At 68.9% G+C, this 18,258-nt stretch carries 12 protein-coding genes; 3 read left to right on the forward strand and 9 right to left on the reverse strand.

Translation table 11 applies throughout. The features are described from left to right. Positions 1 to 195 precede the first annotated feature (195 nt). Both ACFVZW_RS02260 and ACFVZW_RS02265 read left to right on the forward strand, forming a co-directional pair. Complete coding sequence (locus ACFVZW_RS02260; RefSeq protein WP_384515426.1) at positions 196 to 1,275, forward strand: LCP family protein; 1,080 nt, start codon at positions 196 to 198, stop codon at positions 1,273 to 1,275. A 12-nt stretch (positions 1,276 to 1,287) separates the two neighbouring features. Beyond that, positions 1,288 to 1,656 carry an NTP pyrophosphohydrolase gene (locus tag ACFVZW_RS02265; protein WP_384515429.1) on the forward strand — a complete coding sequence of 123 codons (369 nt, stop codon included), beginning with the start codon at positions 1,288 to 1,290 and terminating at the stop codon, positions 1,654 to 1,656. Here the strand turns inward: ACFVZW_RS02265 and ACFVZW_RS02270 are convergent. The 9 genes from ACFVZW_RS02270 to ngcE all read right to left on the reverse strand — a co-directional run bounded on the left by ACFVZW_RS02270 (position 1,653) and on the right by ngcE (position 13,924). Next, entirely contained in the window at positions 1,653 to 3,131 is a 1,479-nt protein-coding gene (locus tag ACFVZW_RS02270) for an amino acid permease (RefSeq protein ID WP_384515431.1), read from the reverse strand. The genes ACFVZW_RS02265 and ACFVZW_RS02270 overlap by 4 nt on opposite strands. Positions 3,132 to 3,318: 187 nt before the next feature. Continuing rightward, the gene (gene dxs / locus ACFVZW_RS02275) at positions 3,319 to 5,238 is read right to left on the reverse strand and encodes a 1-deoxy-D-xylulose-5-phosphate synthase (RefSeq protein WP_384515434.1); all 1,920 of its coding nucleotides are present in this window, start codon (positions 5,236 to 5,238) and stop codon (positions 3,319 to 3,321) included. A 206-nt stretch (positions 5,239 to 5,444) separates the two neighbouring features. After that, positions 5,445 to 6,782 carry a sugar ABC transporter permease gene (locus ACFVZW_RS02280; protein ID WP_384515436.1) on the reverse strand — a complete coding sequence of 446 codons (1,338 nt, stop codon included), beginning with the start codon at positions 6,780 to 6,782 and terminating at the stop codon, positions 5,445 to 5,447. Next, positions 6,779 to 7,585 (reverse strand): ATP-binding cassette domain-containing protein, encoded by an 807-nt coding sequence (locus tag ACFVZW_RS02285; protein ID WP_362359365.1) that lies wholly within the window; start codon positions 7,583 to 7,585, stop codon positions 6,779 to 6,781. Before ACFVZW_RS02285 ends, ACFVZW_RS02280 begins: the two co-directional genes overlap by 4 nt. 255 nt (positions 7,586 to 7,840) lie before the next feature. Then, positions 7,841 to 8,956: a substrate-binding domain-containing protein gene (locus tag ACFVZW_RS02290; RefSeq protein ID WP_384515439.1), complete on the reverse strand. Its 1,116-nt coding sequence runs from the start codon at positions 8,954 to 8,956 to the stop codon at positions 7,841 to 7,843. A 122-nt stretch (positions 8,957 to 9,078) separates the two neighbouring features. Next, positions 9,079 to 10,302 carry an ROK family protein gene (locus ACFVZW_RS02295; RefSeq protein WP_384515441.1) on the reverse strand — a complete coding sequence of 408 codons (1,224 nt, stop codon included), beginning with the start codon at positions 10,300 to 10,302 and terminating at the stop codon, positions 9,079 to 9,081. Between the two features lie 275 nt (positions 10,303 to 10,577). Next, positions 10,578 to 11,501, reverse strand: coding sequence for a carbohydrate ABC transporter permease (locus tag ACFVZW_RS02300; RefSeq protein WP_384515444.1), 924 nt, complete (start codon positions 11,499 to 11,501; stop codon positions 10,578 to 10,580). A gap of 11 nt (positions 11,502 to 11,512) precedes the next feature. Beyond that, entirely contained in the window at positions 11,513 to 12,436 is a 924-nt protein-coding gene (locus tag ACFVZW_RS02305) for a carbohydrate ABC transporter permease (protein WP_384515447.1), read from the reverse strand. Positions 12,437 to 12,478: 42 nt separating this feature from the next. After that, positions 12,479 to 13,924 carry an N-acetylglucosamine/diacetylchitobiose ABC transporter substrate-binding protein gene (ngcE, locus tag ACFVZW_RS02310; protein WP_384515450.1) on the reverse strand — a complete coding sequence of 482 codons (1,446 nt, stop codon included), beginning with the start codon at positions 13,922 to 13,924 and terminating at the stop codon, positions 12,479 to 12,481. A 380-nt stretch (positions 13,925 to 14,304) separates the two neighbouring features. On the opposite strand from ngcE, the gene ACFVZW_RS02315 reads away from it, so the two are divergent. Further along, positions 14,305 to 18,123: a GH92 family glycosyl hydrolase gene (locus ACFVZW_RS02315; protein ID WP_384515452.1), complete on the forward strand. Its 3,819-nt coding sequence runs from the start codon at positions 14,305 to 14,307 to the stop codon at positions 18,121 to 18,123. Positions 18,124 to 18,258: the final 135 nt, after the last annotated feature.

An 18,258-nucleotide genomic window follows, 5' to 3' on the forward strand; every position in this document is an offset into this window, starting at 1 on the left:
GCGGGGGGGGGGGGGCCGCCCCCCCCCACAACGCCCACCCCCGACGGCGTGGGGGGGGGGGGCCCCCCGGGGCACCCCCCCCCCGGCAGTCGTCGTTCACACGGCGTCAACCGGGCGAACTCGTACGCCAGTCCGACCGTTTGCCTATACTGCACGGCCTACGGAGCAGAGGACTGAGGCAGGATGACCCAGGACATGACCACGCCGGAATCCGGCAGCGATTCCGACCGCTCCGCCCCGCCCTCCCGCAGGGCGCCGAAGCGCAAGCGCCGGACCGGGCGGATCGTCCTGCTGACGCTGCTCGTCCTCCTCCTCGCCGCCGGCGGCACCGCGTACTGGATGTACGCGAGCATCGACGGCAACATCAAGGCCGTGGACCTCCACAAGGAGCTCGGGGACGACCGTCCGCGGAAGCCGGTGGCCGGCGTCCGGAACCTGCTCGTGCTCGGTTCGGACTCGCGGGCCGGGGCCAACGCGGCGCTCGACGGGGGCAAGGTGTCCGGCGCCCGGTCGGACACCGCGCTGGTGGTCCACATACCCGAGGGCCGGACGAAGGCCGTCGCGATCAGCATTCCCCGCGACACCCTGGTGACCCGGCCCGAGTGCCCGCGGAAGGGCGGCGGCACCGCGCCCTCCGCCGAGCGCGTCATGTTCAACTCGGTCTACGCCCAGCACGGTCCGGCCTGTGTGGTGAAGACGGTCGAGAAGATGTCCGGGGTGCGGCTCGACCACTATCTGGAGATCGACTTCGCCGGGTTCAAGGACCTCGTCGACGCCATCGGCGGCGTCACCGTCGACCTCGACGAGCCCATCAGGAACGGCGCGGCCGGACTCGACCTCGCCGCCGGTCCGCAGAAGCTGGACGGCACCCAGTCCCTCGCCTTCGTACGGACCCGGTACGGCGTCGGCGACGGCAGCGACCTCGGCCGCATCGGGAACCAGCAGAGGTTCCTGATGGCGCTGCTCACCGAGATCAAGAAGCAGGACCTGCTGAGCAGCCCCGCCAAGACCTACAAGATCGCCGACTCCGCGACCAAGGCGCTCACCACCGACTCCGAGCTGGACTCGCTGACGGCCCTGAGCGATTTCGCGCGGTCGATGAACGGCGTGAACCCGAGCACCATGGAGACGATCATGCTGCCGGTGGCGTACGACAAGAAGGACCCGAACCGCGTGGTGGCCCACGAGCCCAACGCGTCGCGGCTGTGGAAGGCGATCCGGGAGGACTCCCCGATCCCCGAGTCGGCGAAGAAGTCCCGCGCGACCGGCGGCTGACATCCTGTCCGTATGGACCGGGAACTGCCTCTGCTGATCGTCGACGGCGCCAACGTGGTGGGATCAAGGCCCGACGGCTGGTGGCGGGACCGGCGTGCGGCCGCCGAGCGGCTGCGGGACCGGCTCGCGGCCGGGGGCGGGCCGGAGGGCGGCCCCTTCGAGATCGTGCTGGTCGTCGAGGGCCGGGCGCGTGGCGTGGAGTCCGTGCCCGGAGTAAGGGTCGAGGAGGCGCCGGGCAGCGGCGACGACCTCATCGTGGAGCTGGCCGGGAACGCGAACGGCCGGCCGTGCCTGGTGGTCACGGCCGACCGTGAACTGCGTCGGCGGGTGGGCGAGCACGGGGCCCGTTGCGTGGGCCCCCGCGCGCTTCCGGAGGTCTAGTACAGCGCGTCCTGGCCCGCCTTGCCCAGGCGGCTGTGGGAGCGGCCGTACAGGAAGTAGACGACGACGCCGATGACCATCCAGACCGCGAAGCGGAACCAGGTCTCGCCCGGCAGGTTGAGCATCAGCCAGACCGAAGCGGCGATGGACAGGATGGGGAGCACCGGCACCCACGGCGTGCGGAAGGACCTGTGCAGGTCGGGGCGGGTGCGGCGCAGCACCATCACGCCGAAGGCGACGACGACGAAGGCGAACAGCGTGCCGATGTTCACCAGGGTCGCCAGCTCGTTGATGCTGGTGAAGCCGGCCACGATCGCGATGATCACGCCGAGCAGGATGGTCGGCCGGTACGGCGTCCTGAAGCGCGGGTGCGTGATGGAGAAGAAGCGCGGAAGCAGTCCGTCACGGCTCATCGCGAAGAACACCCGGGTCTGGCCGAGCAGCAGGATGAGGCAGACCGTGGTGAGGCCGACGGCGGCGCCGAAGCTGATCACGCCGGCGTAGAAGGGGTGTCCGACGGCCTTGAAGGCGTCGGCGAGCGGTGCGCTCACCGACAGCTCGCTGTAGTGCTGCATACCCGTCACGACCAGCGCCACGGCGACGTAGAGCACGGTGCAGATGAACAGCGAGCCCAGGATGCCGCGGGGCATGTCGCGCTGCGGAAGCTTGGTCTCCTCGGCGGCGGTGGCGACCACGTCGAAGCCGATGAAGGCGAAGAAGACGACGGAGGCTGCGGTGAAGATGCCCATGACGCCGAAGTTGGTGGGCTCGTACCCGAAGATCGTCTGGACGAGCGGGGCGTCCCAGGCGGAGCCGCCGCCGGGCGGGGTGACCGCGGGGGGAATGAACGGGTCGTAGTTGTCGCCCACGATGAAGAAGAGACCCGCGATGATCACGATCATGACGACCGTGACCTTGATGGCCACGACGATCGCGGTGATGCGGGCGGACAGCTTCATGCCGAGGACGAGGACCACGGTCAGCACCAGGACCAGCAGGAAGGCCAGGATGTCGAAGGTGCCGTTGGGCACGTCGGGCCCTTGTAGCGAGGCCGGTAGATGCCAGTCCACGTTGTCCATCAGGGAGCGTACGTAGCCGGACCAGCCCACCGCGACGACGGCCGTGCCGAGCGCGAACTCCAGGACGAGGTCCCAGCCGATGATCCAGGCCGGGAGTTCGCCGATGGAGGCGTACGCGAAGGTGTAGGCCGAACCGGCGACGGGGACCGTCGAGGCGAACTCGGCGTAGCACAGCGCCGCGAGCGCGCAGACGATGCCGGCGGCGACGAAGGCCAGCGCGGTGGCCGGTCCCGCGTTCTCCTTGGCCACCTTGCCGGTGAGCACGAAGATGCCGGTGCCGATGATGACGCCGACGCCGAAGACCATCAGGTCCCAGGCGGAGAGCGATTTCTTGAGCGCGTGCTCGGGTTCCTCGGTGTCCCGGATCGACTGCTCGACCGTCTTCGTCCGGAACATTCCGGACGACCTGCTTGGCTGCTGGTCCGTACTCACCGTCGTACCTCCGTGCCGTCAGTTCCAGCACCCATGATCGAGACCCCGAAGGGGTGGCGCCTGTCGAGGGAACGGAGTTCACACGAATGGGCCGGTCGACCACCCCGTGGGGTGGGCCGACCGGCCCAATGGTGACGCGCGGTGACGGTGGTCAGTCGCGGGCGGGCTCCACGGCCTGACGGCTCTCGTCGAACCTGCCGTCGAGGCGCGACACCAGGCCGGTGACCTGGCGGGCGATGTCGGGCGCGGTCAGACCGATCTCGGCCATCACCTCGGCGCGCGAGGCGTGGTCGAGGAAGCGCGGCGGGATGCCGAAGTCGCGCAGCGGTACGTCGACTCCGGCGTCGCGCAGGGCCTGGGCGACGGCCGAGCCGACACCGCCGACCCGGCTGTTGTCCTCCACGGTGACGACGACCCGGTGCTGCTCGGCGAGCGGGGCGAGCGCCTCGTCGACCGGCTTGACCCAGCGGGGGTCGACGACGGTGGTGGAGATGCCCTGCTTGTCGAGGAGGTCGGCGATCTCCAGGCACATCGGCGCGAGCGCGCCGACGGAGACCAGGAGGACGTCGGGCGTGTCCGTGCCCGGCTCGCGGAGCACGTCCATGCCGCCGATGCGGCGCAGGGCCGGTACGGCGGGGCCGACGGCGCCCTTGGAGAAGCGGACGACGGTCGGCGCGTCGGTGACCTCGACGGCCTCGCGCAGCTGGGCGCGGACCTGGTCGGCGTCGCGCGGGGCGGCGAGCCTCAGGCCGGGGACGACCTGGAGGATCGACATGTCCCACATGCCGTTGTGGGAGGCGCCGTCCGTGCCGGTGACGCCGGCCCGGTCCAGGACGAAGGTGACACCGCACTTGTGCAGGGCCACGTCCATCAGGACCTGGTCGAAGGCGCGGTTGAGGAAGGTCGCGTAGACCGCGAAGACGGGGTGGAGTCCGCCGGTGGCGAGGCCGGCGGCGGAGACCGCGGCGTGCTGCTCGGCGATACCGACGTCGTACACCCGCTCGGGGAATTCCTTGGCGAACTTGTCCAGGCCGACGGGCTGGAGCATGGCCGCGGTGATCGCGACGATGTCCTCGCGCTCCTTGCCGAGCTCGACCATCTCCTGGGCGAAGACGCCGGTCCAGTCGGCTCCGGAGGAGGAGATCGGCAGGCCGGTGTCGGGGTGGATCTTCCCGACTGCGTGGAAGCGGTCGGCCTCGTCCTGGAGGGCGGGCTGGTAGCCGCGGCCCTTCTCGGTGAGGCAGTGGACGATCACCGGGCCGCCGAAGCGCTTGGCGCGCGTCAGGGCGGACTCCAGGGCCTCGATGTCGTGGCCGTCGATGGGACCGACGTACTTCAGGCCGAGGTCCTCGAACATGCCCTGCGGGGCGATGAAGTCCTTCAGGCCCTTCTTGGCGCCGTGCAGGGTCTCGTAGAGCGGCTTCCCGACGACGGGGGTGCGCTCCAGGATGTCCTTGCCGCGGGCGAGGAAGCGCTCGTAGCCGTCGGTGGTGCGGAGCGTGGCCAGGTGGTTGGCGAGGCCGCCGATCGTGGGCGCGTAGGAGCGCTCGTTGTCGTTGACGACGATGACCAGCGGGCGGTCCTTCGCGGCGGCGATGTTGTTCAGCGCCTCCCAGGCCATGCCGCCCGTCAGGGCTCCGTCGCCGATCACGGCGACGACGTGGTCGTCCTTCCTCAGGACCTCGTTGGCCTTGGCGAGGCCGTCGGCCCAGCCGAGGACGGTCGAGGCGTGCGAGTTCTCGATGACGTCGTGCTCGGACTCGGCCTGCGCGGGGTAGCCGGACAGGCCGCCCTTCATCTTGAGCCTGGAGAAGTCCTGGCGGCCCGTGAGCAGCTTGTGGACGTAGCTCTGGTGGCCGGTGTCCCAGAGGACCTTGTCCTTCGGGGAGTCGAACACCCGGTGCAGGGCGATGGTCAGCTCGACCACGCCGAGGTTGGGGCCGAGGTGGCCGCCGGTCTTGGAGACGGCGTCCACGAGAAACGTCCTGATCTCCGCGGCCAGCTGGTCCAGCTGTTCCGGGGAGAGCCGGTCCAGATCGCGCGGTCCCCTGATACGGGTCAGCAATGCCACCCGTGCCTCCTTGCCATTGAGCTGGTCGAGCTTGCCGATTCGTCGAGTCTAATGTTCCGCCCCCGACCGTGGTCATCGGGCGGCGGGGTGCGCGTCGCGCGTGTGGCCGACACACCGCTGAGCGTACGGGCGGTGCACAGGGCCAGACGCAGCAGTGCCCGGCGCCGGTTCTCCGGCGCCGAGCACTGTGGAGTACGTAACAGAGGCTACGCGCGACCCGCTGTCTTCTGGGTCCTGCGCGAGACCGAGTCGATCACGACGGCGGCGAGGAGCACCGCGCCGGTGATCATGAACTGGATCTCGTTGGCCATTCCGATCATGTTCAGGCCCTGCTGGATCGACTGGATGACGATCATTCCAAGGAGTGCCGACCAGACCTTGCCACGACCACCGAAGAGGCTGGTTCCGCCGATGACGGCCGCCGCGATGACGAGCATCAGCGTGTTGCCGCTGCCGAGGCTCTTGGTGGCGCCGCCGGAGAGGCTGGCCACGAAGAGGCCGCCGAAGGCGGCGAGCATTCCGGAGAGGCCGAAGACCAGGATCCGGATCCGGTCGACGTTGATGCCCGCGCGGCGGGCGGCCTCGGCGTTGCCGCCGACCGCGAAGACCTTGCGTCCGAACAGGGTGCGGCGGGCGACGAAGTCCGCGATCACCAGGACGGCGAGGAAGAGGACCAGGGCGAGCGGCAGACCGCGGGCGCCTTGGGGCTCGTTCAGGACGTACGCGACGACGAAGCAGAGGATCGCGACGACGGCCGTGCGGAGCACGATCTCGCTGGTGGGGCGGGACGGCAGCGCGGCGGCCTTGCGACGCTTGGCGTCGAGGAGAAGCGAGCCGGCGTAGGCGAGGACCGCCACGAGGGCCAGGCCGTATGCAGCGGCCTTGTCCTCGAAGTAGTACGCGGTGAGGTTCTCCACGATCGAGCCGGTGGGGGCGTTGATCGAGCCCTCCTTGCCCATCAGCCAGATCTGCAGGCCGGACCAGCCGAGGAAGCCGGCGAGGGTGACCACGAAGGCCGGGACGCCGATCTTGGCGAAGAAGAAGCCGTGCAGCAGGCCGATGAGGAGGCCGGAGCCGACCGCGATGACGACCGAGAGCAGGTCGTTCATGCCGTTGGTGACGCTGAGCACGGCCCAGACGGCGGCGCCGACGCCGGCGACCGAGCCCATCGACAGGTCGATCTCGCCCAGGATGAGGACGAAGACGATGCCGACGGCCATGATGCCGAGGCCGGAGGAGTAGACCGCGATGTTGGCGACGGAGCTCGCGGAGAGGAAGTTGCCGTTCTGGACCTGGAAGACGATCGCGATGACGATCAGGCCCAGGACGACGGGCAGGGAGCCGAGCTCGCCGCCGCGGATCTTGCGGTTGAACTCGGTCCAGTAGCCCTTGATGCCCTGCTCGCGGACCAGCAGGCGCGGGTCGACGGCGGGGATCGGGGCGGCGGAGGCCTCGACGGGCGCGGCCTGGGCGGGCACGGCGGCCTCGGGCGCCGCGGTGCCGGTGCTCTCGGGCGTCTCGGGGGTCTTGGCGAGGTCGCTCACTTCGCGTCCTCCTTCGTGGCCGTGGCCGAGGCCGTACGGGCCTGCCGACGGGTCACGGCGTTGTCCGTGGCACCGGTGATGGCGGCGATGATCGTCTCGTGGCTGGTGTCCTTGACGTCGAAGACACCGTTGTTGCGGCCCAGGCGGAGGACCGCGACCTTGTCCGCGACGGCGCGGACGTCGGCCATGTTGTGGCTGATGAGGATGACTCCGTGGCCGCGCTCGCGCAGCCGCTCCACGAGGTCGAGCACCTGTGCGGTCTGCTCGACGCCGAGGGCGGCGGTGGGCTCGTCCAGGATGACGATCTTGGGGTCGCCGATCAGGGCGCGGGCGATGGCCACGACCTGGCGCTGACCGCCGGAGAGCGCCGCGACGGGGATGCGGACCGACGGAATGCGAATGGACAGGGTGTCCAGGAGCTCCTTGGCGCGCTTCTCCATCGCGATCTCGTCGAGGACGGACGCGGAGCGGAGCTCGCTGCCGAGGAAGAGGTTGGCGACGACGTCGAGGTTGTCGCAGAGCGCCAGGTCCTGGTAGACGGTGGCGACCCCGAGGTTCTGGGCGTCGTGGGGCTTGGTGATCTGGACGGGGCTGCCGTCCCACTCGATGACGCCCTCGTCGATCGGGTGGACGCCCGAGATCGTCTTGACGAGGGTCGACTTGCCGGCGCCGTTGTCGCCGACCAGGGCGACGACCTCACCGGCGTGGATCTCCAGTTCTACGTCGGTGAGCACCTGGACGGCGCCGAACCGCTTGGAGACTCCGCGCAACGCCAGCACGGGCGTAGCGGACACGTGAATCATCTCCTTCGCCGCCTGACCGGCGGGGATGGTGGTGCGAAGAGCACAGAGGGGGGCTGTGAGAGGAGTCGCGGCCCGCGCCCCCGCCGGGCGGGGGGGGCGCGCGGTCCCCCCCGCCGGCCGCGCGGGGCGGGGGGCGCCCGCCCCCCCCCGCCCCGGCGGGGGGGGGCGGGGGGGGGGGGGGGGCGCGCGCCCCCGGACCGGGGGCCGCTTCGGGAGGAGGTCAGTGGGTCCGAAGGGCCGTACCGGCAGCGGGTGTTACTTGATGCCCGCCGCCTCGCAGGCCGCCTTGTACTCGGCGGTGCAGATGTCGGCGGCCTTGTAGACGCCGTCCTTGATGATCGTCCCGGCGATGTCGCCCTTGGTGACGACCTGCGCGTCGTACAGCTTCGCCGGGATGTCCTTGAACTCACCGGTCAGGCTGGTGACCTTGGTGGGAACCAGGTCGTCGATCTTCTCGCCCTTGAGCAGACGGACCGCGATCTCCGCGGTCGTCTCGGCCTCCGGCTTGATCTGCTTGTAGATCGTGAAGGCCTGGTCGCCCTTGAGGATGCGCTGCAGACCGGCGAGCTCGGCGTCCTGGCCACCGACCGGGACCTTGATGCCCTGCTTGGCGAGGGCGGTGATGATGCCGCCGGCCATGCCGTCGTTGGCCGAGTAGACGCCCTGGAAGCCGTCCTTGCCCAGCGAGTCGATGGCGGCACCCATCTTCTTGTTGGCCTCGTCCGGGGACCAGTCCGGGATGTCCTGCTCGTAGACGACCTTCTTGACGCCGGTGTCCAGGACGCTGTGGGCGCCCTTCTTGAACAGCGGGGCGTTCGGGTCGGTCGGCGAGCCGTTGATCATGACAACGTTGGCGTCCTTGGCCTTGTCGCCGAGCGCCTTCACGAGGCCCTCGCCCTGCAGGCGGCCGATCTTCTCGTTGTCGTAGCTGACGTAGGCGGAGATCGGGCCCTCGGCCAGGCGGTCGTACGCCACGACCGCGACGCCCTGCTCCTTGGCCTGCTGCACCCAGGACTTGGTGGCCTTGTAGTCGACCGAGTCCAGGATGATGACCTTCACACCCTGCGTGACCAGCGCGTCGAACTGCTTCTTCTGCGTCTCGGTGTCCTGCGCGGCGTTGTTGTACTTGACCTCACAGTCCGAGCAGAGCGCCTTGATCTTCGCCTCGATGATCGGGCGGTCGAAGGTCTCGTAACGCGTGGTCTTGTTCTCCGGCAGCAGCAGACCGATGGTCTTGCCGTCGCCACCGTTCCCGCCGGCGCTGTCGCCCGAACCCGAGCCGCTGTCGCCCGCCTTGCCACAGGCGGCGAGAGAGAGGGCCATGGAAACCGCGGCCGTGCCTATGACGACGCGACGCGTCATTGCGTTCATGTGGGGTTGCCTCCCTGACGAGGCCGCGACTTTGCGGCCGAGGTGGCTGGAAGTCAACTCGGCCGCAACCCCGACGTCAAGGAGTAAATCCTTAACGAGATGACAACGGTGCCATCCGTTATCTAAGTGAAGGCAGGAGTCGAGGCCGGAGCGGCCGCGGGAGCGGTGCCGGGAAGGGCACCCTCCAACAGGGTCGAATCGCCCATTTCACTCAGCGCGAGGGCCAGCGCGCCCAGCACTTCGGCCCGTCCGCCGAGCGCCCCGGGAGCCAGCGACAGCTGGCGCGCGGCGCTGGGGATGGCATAGCGCGAGACGGAGTCGCGGATCGGCGCGAGCACCAGCTCACCGGCCTCCGCGAGGTCGCCCCCGAGGACCACCCGGCTGGGGTTCAGCAGATTGCAGAGGTTGGCGACACCGCTGCCGATGTGACGGCCGACGTCGGCGACCACGCGCCGGCAGCCCGGGTCGCCCTCGCGCGCCAGCTGGACGACCCGTTCCATCGTCAGATCGGGGCCGTGGCCGGGCTGGAGCAGCGGCAGGACGTACCGGGCGGCGGTGAAGGTCTCCAGGCAGCCGCGGTTGCCGCAGCGGCAGACAGGGCCCGATTCGTCGATCGTGATGTGCCCGATCTCGCCGGCGGTACCGCCGGGGCCGCGGTAGACCCGTCCGTCGATGACGAGGCCGGCTCCGACGCCGCTGGCGACCTTGATGTAGGCCAGGTCCTTCACCCCGCGGCCGCTGCCCCAGACGAGCTCGCCGAGCGCGCCGAGGTTGGCGTCGTTGTCGACGTACACGGGCACGCCGAGCCGGCCGGAGAGCTCCTCGGCCGGGTTGATCCCGCTCCAGCCCGGCAGGATCGAGGTGGAGCCGAGCGTGCCGGAGGAGACGTCGATCGGCCCCGGTACGCCGAGGCCGACGCCGACGACCTTGTCCCGGCCGATGCCGGTGGCCTGGATCAGCCGGGTGACCAGCCGTTCCGCCCGGTCGAAGCCCTCCGCGGCGGAGGCGTCGACGTCGAGCGGCTCGGACTCCTCGGCGAGGACCTGGTGGGCGAGGTTGCCGACGGCGACCCGCAGGTGCGTGTGGCCGAAGTCGACGCCGATGACGATGCCCGCGTCGCCCGAGAGCGAGACGCTGCGGGCCCGGCGCCCGCCCGCGGAGGTGGGGGTGACCTCGACGGTCCCGCCGTCCTTCAACTCCCGCACGATGTTGGAGACCGTGGCGGCGGACAGCCCGGTCGCTCGGGCGATCTCCGCCTGGGTGAGCGAGCCGGCCATGCGTACCGCACGGACCACCCGTTCGAGATTGGCCCTGTGCAGAGATGTCTGCGACCCCGGAGTCTCCATCGACTCATCCACTCCCGCCTGCGATGGGCTGCGCGTGCGCCGCCCCCGGCCGGGGCCACGCCAATGAGACCCCGGCTACTTCTCCAACTTGTGAACTCTAAGATGAGCCTTTCGGCCTGTCCCCCGTCAAGACCTGAGCGCGAGCGGGCTCGTATGAGCCTGGTCGCCACCGCGTCCCCGGCCTGCCACGCGGCTACCCCCTCAGACCCGGGCCGACACGGCCGAGGCCCCGGCGGGATGTCCCGCCGGGGCCTCGCTCGTGGGTATGGGTGGGGCTACTTCAGCGCCCCGGCGGTGAGGCCGGACTGCACCTGCCGCTGGAAGATCGTGTACACGACGAGCACGGGCAGCATGGCGATCATCATGCCGGCCATGAGGGCGCCCCAGTCGTTCTCGTACCCCTGCTGCAGCGCGATCATCGCGAGCCCCTGCGTCAGGACGTACTTGTCCTCCTGCTGGTTCAGCACCATCGGCAGCAGGTACTGGTTCCACTGGCCCAGGAAGTTGAAGATGCCGATGCTGATCAGGCCGGGCTTGGCCATCGGCAGCATCACCTGGAAGAACGTCCGGGTGTGCGAGGCGCCGTCGATCATCGCCGCCTCCGCCACCGAGGTCGGCAGCGTGCGGAAGAACGCCGTCATGAAGAAGACGGTGAACGGCAGCGAGTACGCGATGTAGACCAGGATCAGACCCTGGTACGTCGCGAGGAGCGAGCTGCCCGGGAAGTCCCGCAGTACGAAGAAGAGCGGGATGACCAGCATGAAGACCGGGAACGACATGCCCGCCACGAACAGGTAGTAGATGAACCTGTTGCCGGGGAAGGTGAAGCGGGCCAGGACGTAGGCGGCCATCGAGCCGAGCACCATGGTGCCGATGACGGAGCCGCCGACCACGATCACGGTGTTGATGAAGTACTGGCCCATGTTCGCGTCGTTCCACGCGTTGGACCAGTTCTCCCAGTGCAGGACGGTCGGCAGGCCCCACGGGTCGGTGAGGATGCCGTTGCTGTCCTTGAAGGCGCTCCACAGCACCCAGAGCAGCGGGACGCCCACCATGAGGCCCCAGACGATCAGGATGCCGTGGGAGAAGACGTTGAGGACGCCGCCCTCGGAGGTGCGGCCGGTCGTCGGCCCGAGCTTCTTGGTGACGGTGGCGGGCGTCGCGTCCGGCGCCACCTTCTCGATCTCTTCGGTCGTCATCCGCCGTACCCCTAGTACTCGATCCGCTCACGGCGCGCGAAACGCATCGTGAGCACTGCGAAGGTCATCGTGACAATGAGCATCGCGATGCCCATGGCGGAGGCGTAGCCGAACTGGCTGTCGCGGAAGGCCGTCAGATAGAGCCTCAGCGGCATGACGTCCGTGGCGCCGTCCGGGCCGCCCATGTTCACCGACATGATCTGGACCAGGGCGAAGGCGTCGAGCGCGATGATGCCCATGTACACCCAGCCGGTCTGGACCGTGTCCCACAACAGCGGCAGGGTGATCTTGAAGAATGTGTCGAAGCGGTTGGCCCCGTCGAGCAGGGCGGCTTCGTAGATGTCCCGGGGGATGGAGGCCATCGCCGCCGAGAAGAGCACCACGAAGAAGCCGACGTGGCCCCAGACCATGACCGCGCTGATGCACCACAGCGCGAGGCTCTTCTCTCCCAGCCAGGAGTTCTGCAGGCTGTCCAGGCCCACCGCGCCGAGCAGCGAGTTGAGCATGCCGTCCTGCGGGTCCGGGTTGTAGATGTTGAACCAGATGACGGCGACGATCGTGATGGAGATGACCTGCGGGAAGAAGAAGACGAACTTGTACATCTTCGAGCCCGCCACACCGGTGACGACCTCGTTCTTCCTGCGCCGGCCGCCGACATTCAGCATGAAGGCGAAGAAGAGGCCGAGTCCGAGCGTGACGACCGGAACCAGCACCAGCATGTAGATGTTGTGGCGCAGGGCGTTCCAGAAGTCGTCGCTGTCCCAGAGCTTCTGGAAGTTGTCCAGGCCGACGAACTCGGCCGTTCCCACGAGCCCGGACCAGTCGGTCATCGAGATCTGGAACGCCTGGACGAACGGCGAGATCACGAAGAGCGCGTAAATGATCAGAGGCAGGGCCAGGAAGCCCACGATGAATCGGTATTTGCCGTGTTGCATGGTGCTCCCCGGCCCTTCCCCTCTTTGTACTGGATCAGCAGGTCAGGCGGTGCGCTTGAACTTGGCGACGGAGCTGTCCTTGGCCACCTTGTCGCATTCCTCCTGGGTCTTCTTGATCCAGTCGGCCGCCTTCAGCTCGCCGGCGAGCAGCTGGCCCGTGAGGCCACCGATCTTCTCGTCCGTGAGCGCCGGGTACCACTCCTGCAGCTGAAGGCTGATCAGGTTGGTACCGGCCTCCTTGAAGACCTTGCTGGCGGAGGCGAGGCCGGGCGAGAGCGTCATGCCCTCGGTGGCGTCCATGACACAGGTCAGGGACTTCACCTTGGTCGCGAAGTTCTGCGCGTGCTTCTTCGAGAGCATGATGCGCAGCAGCTCCATACCGCCGGCCGGGTTCTTGCCCTTGGCCGAGACCAGGTACGGCTCGCTCGGCTCGGCGCGCAGGGTGCCGTGCGGCATCTTGTCGCCGGTGCCGTCGAAGAGGGCGCCGACCGCCATGCCGAAGTCGGCGGGGGTGGTCGGGGCGGCCTCGTTCTCGACCCAGGAGCCGTTCGGGATGAAGACGGCCTTGCCCTTGTTCCAGGCGGTCTGCGACTGGATGTGGGTCAGGCCCTGGCTGCCTTCGAGGAAGTACTTCTTGGCGGCCAGCTCCTCGTAGTGCTCGACGACCTCCTTGACCGCGTCGTTGCCGGTCCAGGCGTTGGGCTCGAGGTTGTCGATCGCGATCCACTTCTCCATGCCGCCGATCTTGGCGATCTGCGCGAAGAGGTTGAAGTGGACGTAGTACGGGAACTTGCCGGCGTACGTCCAGGGGGCGATGCCGGCCTTCTTGATCTCGCCGCAGAGCGTGACCATCTCGTCGAGGGTCTTGGGGTACGCCCAGCCCTTGGACTCGAGGAGCTTCTGCGAGTACCAGGTGCCGTAGATCGTGAAGGCGTAGTACAGCACGTCGAACTTGTCGCCGTGCTTGCCCTTCTCGATGGTGCTCGGGTGGATCGTGTCCCGGATCTTCTTGGCCGGGTCGTCCATGGAGGCGGCGTCGAGGAGCTGGCCCAGGTCCTGGAGCTGCCCCTGGGTGGACAGCTTGTTCATGTCCAGGTGGTCGGCGCCGGAGTTGTCGATGACGTCCGGCGGGTTGCCGCCCGCGAAGCGCGGCGTCAGCTTGGGGCCGACCTGCTGGGTGCCCGTGTGCTTGACCTCGGCGCCGTACGTGGCCTTGTAGTCGGCCTCCGCGTCCTTGGCGTACTGGTCGCCCAGGCCGCCCTTGAAGATGAACGCTTCGAGCGGGGCGCCGTTCTTCACGCCGAGCGGGTTCTTCGCGGTCTTCTCGCCGCCGGCGGCCTTCGGTCCCTGCTCGCCGCCACCGCCACCGGTGGCACAGGCGGACAGGAAGCTCATCGTCGGCACCGAGATCAGACCGAGAGCGGCGGAGCGCTTGATCAGATCGCGGCGGCCGGGGCCTTCGTGGTTGTGCGCGGAGGTGGATCCCATGCTCAAGTCCTCGCCTTCATTCAGGACTCAGGCGGTGTACCGGTCGCCCGTTATCTGCTCGCCAAGGCGAAGGGCCCCGCCACCGCATTCGAATGCAGCTTGGGTCGTACAGGCGTCGTGCCGCCGTGTGAGTGGTACGACGGGCTGGACGCCGACAGGTATAGTCCACTTCCCTTCAACTGAGCAAGATCGAAAGCAGGTTTGAGCGGCAGTCTTTCCCGAGTTGAGACCTCGGGGATATCCCCGCTGTATCTGTACCGTTTCATCCCTCGACTTGTCGTCAACACCCTTGACACCATCGGCCACTTGGCCCCCTACTGGATTTGCTTCATTCGGATGACAACGTTGTCTAGATCCAGTGGCAGGAGCGGCGACACGGCATGGAGCCCAGAATTCGCACCCGATCGCGGTCCAGAAACCACCCCCTCGCAGCCGCCGCCCTGGTGGCCGCGTCGGCCTTGGTACTGGGCTCGGTGCCCTCGGTGGCACAGGCACTTCCCGGCCAAACGGACACACGCGCACAGGAGTTCACCACCTCCTTCGAAGCCGACGAAACTCAACCCACATGGCGCAATACGGTGGAGGTCGGCGCTGACGGCGCCAAGCGGACATCAGGGGTCGACGGCGGCTTCGCGAGCGGAATACCGGGCAATGTCACCGACCGGGTGACGGAGCTGCGGGCCAGCGGCGAGAACGCGGGCGCGGGAGAGACCAAGGAGAACCTGGTCGACCTCCAGCCCGGCTCGAAATGGCTGGTCTTCGAGCCGACCGCCTGGATCGAGTTCGACCTGGACGCGCCGGTCAAGGTGGTCACGTACGCGCTGACTTCGGCGAACGACGCCGCCGAGCGCGACCCCCGCGACTGGAGGCTCCAGGGCTCGGCGGACGGCAAGGAGTGGAAGACCCTCGACAGCCGGGAGGGCCAGACCTTCGCCAAGCGCTTCGAGACGAGGACGTTCGACTTCGCGAACGACACGGCGTACGCCCACTACCGCCTGGAGATCACGAAGAACGGCGGCGCGGGTCTCACCCAACTGGCGGACGTTCAGTTCTCGAACGGGGACACCTCGACCCCCGTCCCCGAGGAGATGCGCAGCCAGGTCGACCGCGGCCCCGGCGGTTCCCCCACCGCCAAGGCCAACGCCGGCTTCACCGGCAAGCGGGCGCTGCGCTACGCCGGCACGCACAAGGCCGACGGCCGGGCGTACTCGTACAACAAGATCTTCGACGTGGACACCCGGATCGGCCGGGACACCGAGCTGTCGTACCGGGTCTTCCCGTCCCTGCCGGAGACGGACCTCAACTACCCCGCCACGAACGTGTCGGTGGACCTGGCCTTCACCGACGGCACCTATCTGAGCGAGCTGCGGGCCGTCGACTCCCACGGCGGGCTGCTCACCCCGCAGGGCCAGGGCGCCGCCAAGCGGCTCTACGTCAACCAGTGGAACCAGGTGAGCGCCCGGATCGGCGCGGTCGCGGCCGGGAAGACGGTGGACCGGGTCCTGGTGGCGTACGACTCGCCCAAGGGTCCGGCGAAGTTCCAGGGCTGGATCGACGACATCTCCCTGAAGGCCAAGGCTCCCGAGAAGCGTCTCGACAGGCTCTCGGACTACGCCTCCACGACCCGCGGCACCAACTCCAGCGGTTCGTTCTCGCGCGGCAACACCTTCCCCGCGACCGCCGTCCCGCATGGCTTCAACTTCTGGACGCCGGTCACCAACGCGGCCTCCAAGAGCTGGCTGTACGAGTACGCGCGTGCCAACAACGCGGACAACCTGCCGGCCGTGCAGGCCTTCGCCGTCAGCCATGAGCCGAGTCCCTGGATGGGCGACCGGCAGACCTTCCAGGTGATGCCCTCGGCGGCGGCCGGCACTCCGGCGACGGACCGGGTCCAGCGGGCCCTCGCCTTCCGCCACGAGAAGGAGACGGCGAAGCCGCACCTGTACGGCGTCACCTTCGAGAACGGCCTGAAGGCCGAGATCACCCCCACGGACCACGCGGCGATGATGCGCTTCACCTATCCGGGTGAGGACGCGAGCGTCGTCTTCGACAACGTCACCGAGGAGGGCGGGCTGACCCTCGACCCGGCGACGAGCTCCTTCACCGGCTTCTCCGACGTCAAGAGCGGCCTGTCGACCGGCGCCACCCGGATGTTCGTGTACGGCGTCTTCGACGCTCCGGTCACCGGCTCCGCCGCGCAGGGCGTGAAGGGCCACCTCCGCTTCGACGCGGGCGCCGACCGCACGGTCACCCTCCGCATCGCGACCTCGCTGATCTCGGTGGACCAGGCGAAGGCCAACCTCGCCGGCGAGATCCGCGAGGGCACCCGCTTCGAGCAGGTCAGGGAGCGGGCGCAGGACGCCTGGGACCGGATCCTCGAACGGGTGGAGGTCGAAGGCGCGACCCACGACCAGCTGGTGACGCTCTACTCCAGCCTCTACCGGCTCTACCTCTACCCCAACTCCGGTTTCGAGAAGGTCGGCGGGAAGAACCGGTACGCCAGTCCCTTCTCCCCCATGACGGGCCCGGACACCCCGACCCGTACCGGCGCGAAGATCGTCGACGGGAAGGTGTACGTCAACAACGGCTTCTGGGACACCTACCGGACGACGTGGCCGGCGTACTCCTTCCTCACCCCGGACAAGGCCGGTGAGCTGGTCGACGGCTTCGTGCAGCAGTACAAGGACGGCGGCTGGATCTCCCGCTGGTCCTCCCCCGGCTACGCCGATCTGATGACCGGCACCTCTTCGGACGTCGCGTTCGCCGACGCGTTCGTCAAGGGCGTGGACTTCGACGCCGAGGCGGCGTACGAAGCGGCGCTCAAGAACGCGACGGTCGTGCCGCCGAGCCGGGGCGTGGGCCGCAAGGGGATGGAGACCTCTCCCTTCCTCGGCTACGCGTCGACGGAGACCCACGAGGGCCTGTCCTGGTCGCTGGAGGGCTACCTCAACGACTACGGCATCGCGAAGATGGCGCAGGCGCTGCACAAGAAGACCGGCGAGAAGCGGTACCAGGAGGAGGCGGCGTACTTCCTCTCCCGCGCCCAGAGCTACGTCTCCCTCTTCGACTCCAAGGCCGGCTTCTTCCAGGGCCGCGACCTGAAGGGCGACTGGCGGGTGCCCTCGGCGCAGTACGACCCGAGGATCTGGGGGTACGACTACACCGAGACGAACGGCTGGGGCTACGCCTTCACGGCCCCGCAGGACTCGCGCGGCCTCGCTCAGTTGTACGGCGGCCGCAAGGGCCTCGGGCAGAAGCTGGACACGTACTTCTCCACCCCGGAGACCGCGAGCCCGGAGTTCGTCGGCTCGTACGGCAGCGTCATCCACGAGATGACCGAGGCCCGGGACGTCCGGATGGGCATGTACGGGCACTCCAACCAGGTCGCCCACCACGTCCCGTACATGTACAACGCGGCCGGGCAGCCCTGGAAGACGCAGGAGAAGGTCCGCGAGGTGCTGTCCCGGCTGTACACCGGCAGCGAGATCGGGCAGGGCTACCACGGTGACGAGGACAACGGCGAGCAGTCCGCCTGGTACCTCTTCTCCGCGCTCGGCTTCTATCCGCTGGTGATGGGCAGCGGGGAGTACGCGATCGGTTCGCCGCTGTTCAGCAAGGTGACGGTCCGCATGGACAACGGCCGCAAGCTGGTCGTCGAGGCGCCGCGCAACAGCGCGAGGAACCTGTACGTCCAGGGCGTGAAGGTCGACGGCAGGCAGTGGAACTCCACCGCGCTGCCGCACGAGCTGCTCGCCAAGGGCGGCACGCTGAGGTTCGAGATGGGGCCGAAGCCCTCGGCGTGGGGCACGGGCGCGAACGCGGGCCCGGTCTCCCTCACTCCGGCGGGCGGGACGCCCTCGCCCCGTACGGACGCGATCACGGGCGTCGGGCCGCTCTTCGACGACACCTCGGCCACGGAGGGCGCCGTCGCCACGGTGGAGCTGCCGGTGGCGAAGCCGGTCCGGGCGGTCCAGTACACGCTGACCTCGTCCGTTCGGGACAAGGCGCCGGCCGGCTGGGTCCTCCAGGGCTCGGCCGACGGCACCACCTGGAAGGACCTGGACCGGCGCGCGGGCGAGTCCTTCGCCTGGGACCGGCAGACCCGGGTCTTCTCGGTCGCCGCACCGGGCTCGTACGCGAAGTACCGGCTGGCGGCCGCCGCACCCGGCATGCTCGCGGAGGTCGAACTGCTCGGTTAGCCGAGGCGTGAACGCGAGAGGGGGGGGCGCCCCGGGGGGGGGGGGGGGCCCGGCGCTCCTACCCCCGGCGGGAGCCGCGGGCGAGGTGGGGCGCCGCGGACGGGGCTCGGCTGTAAACAAAAGACCCCGCCCCCG

This window comes from Streptomyces sp. NPDC059567, from assembly GCF_042735655.1.
Taxonomy (GTDB): Bacteria; Actinomycetota; Actinomycetes; order Streptomycetales; family Streptomycetaceae; genus Streptomyces.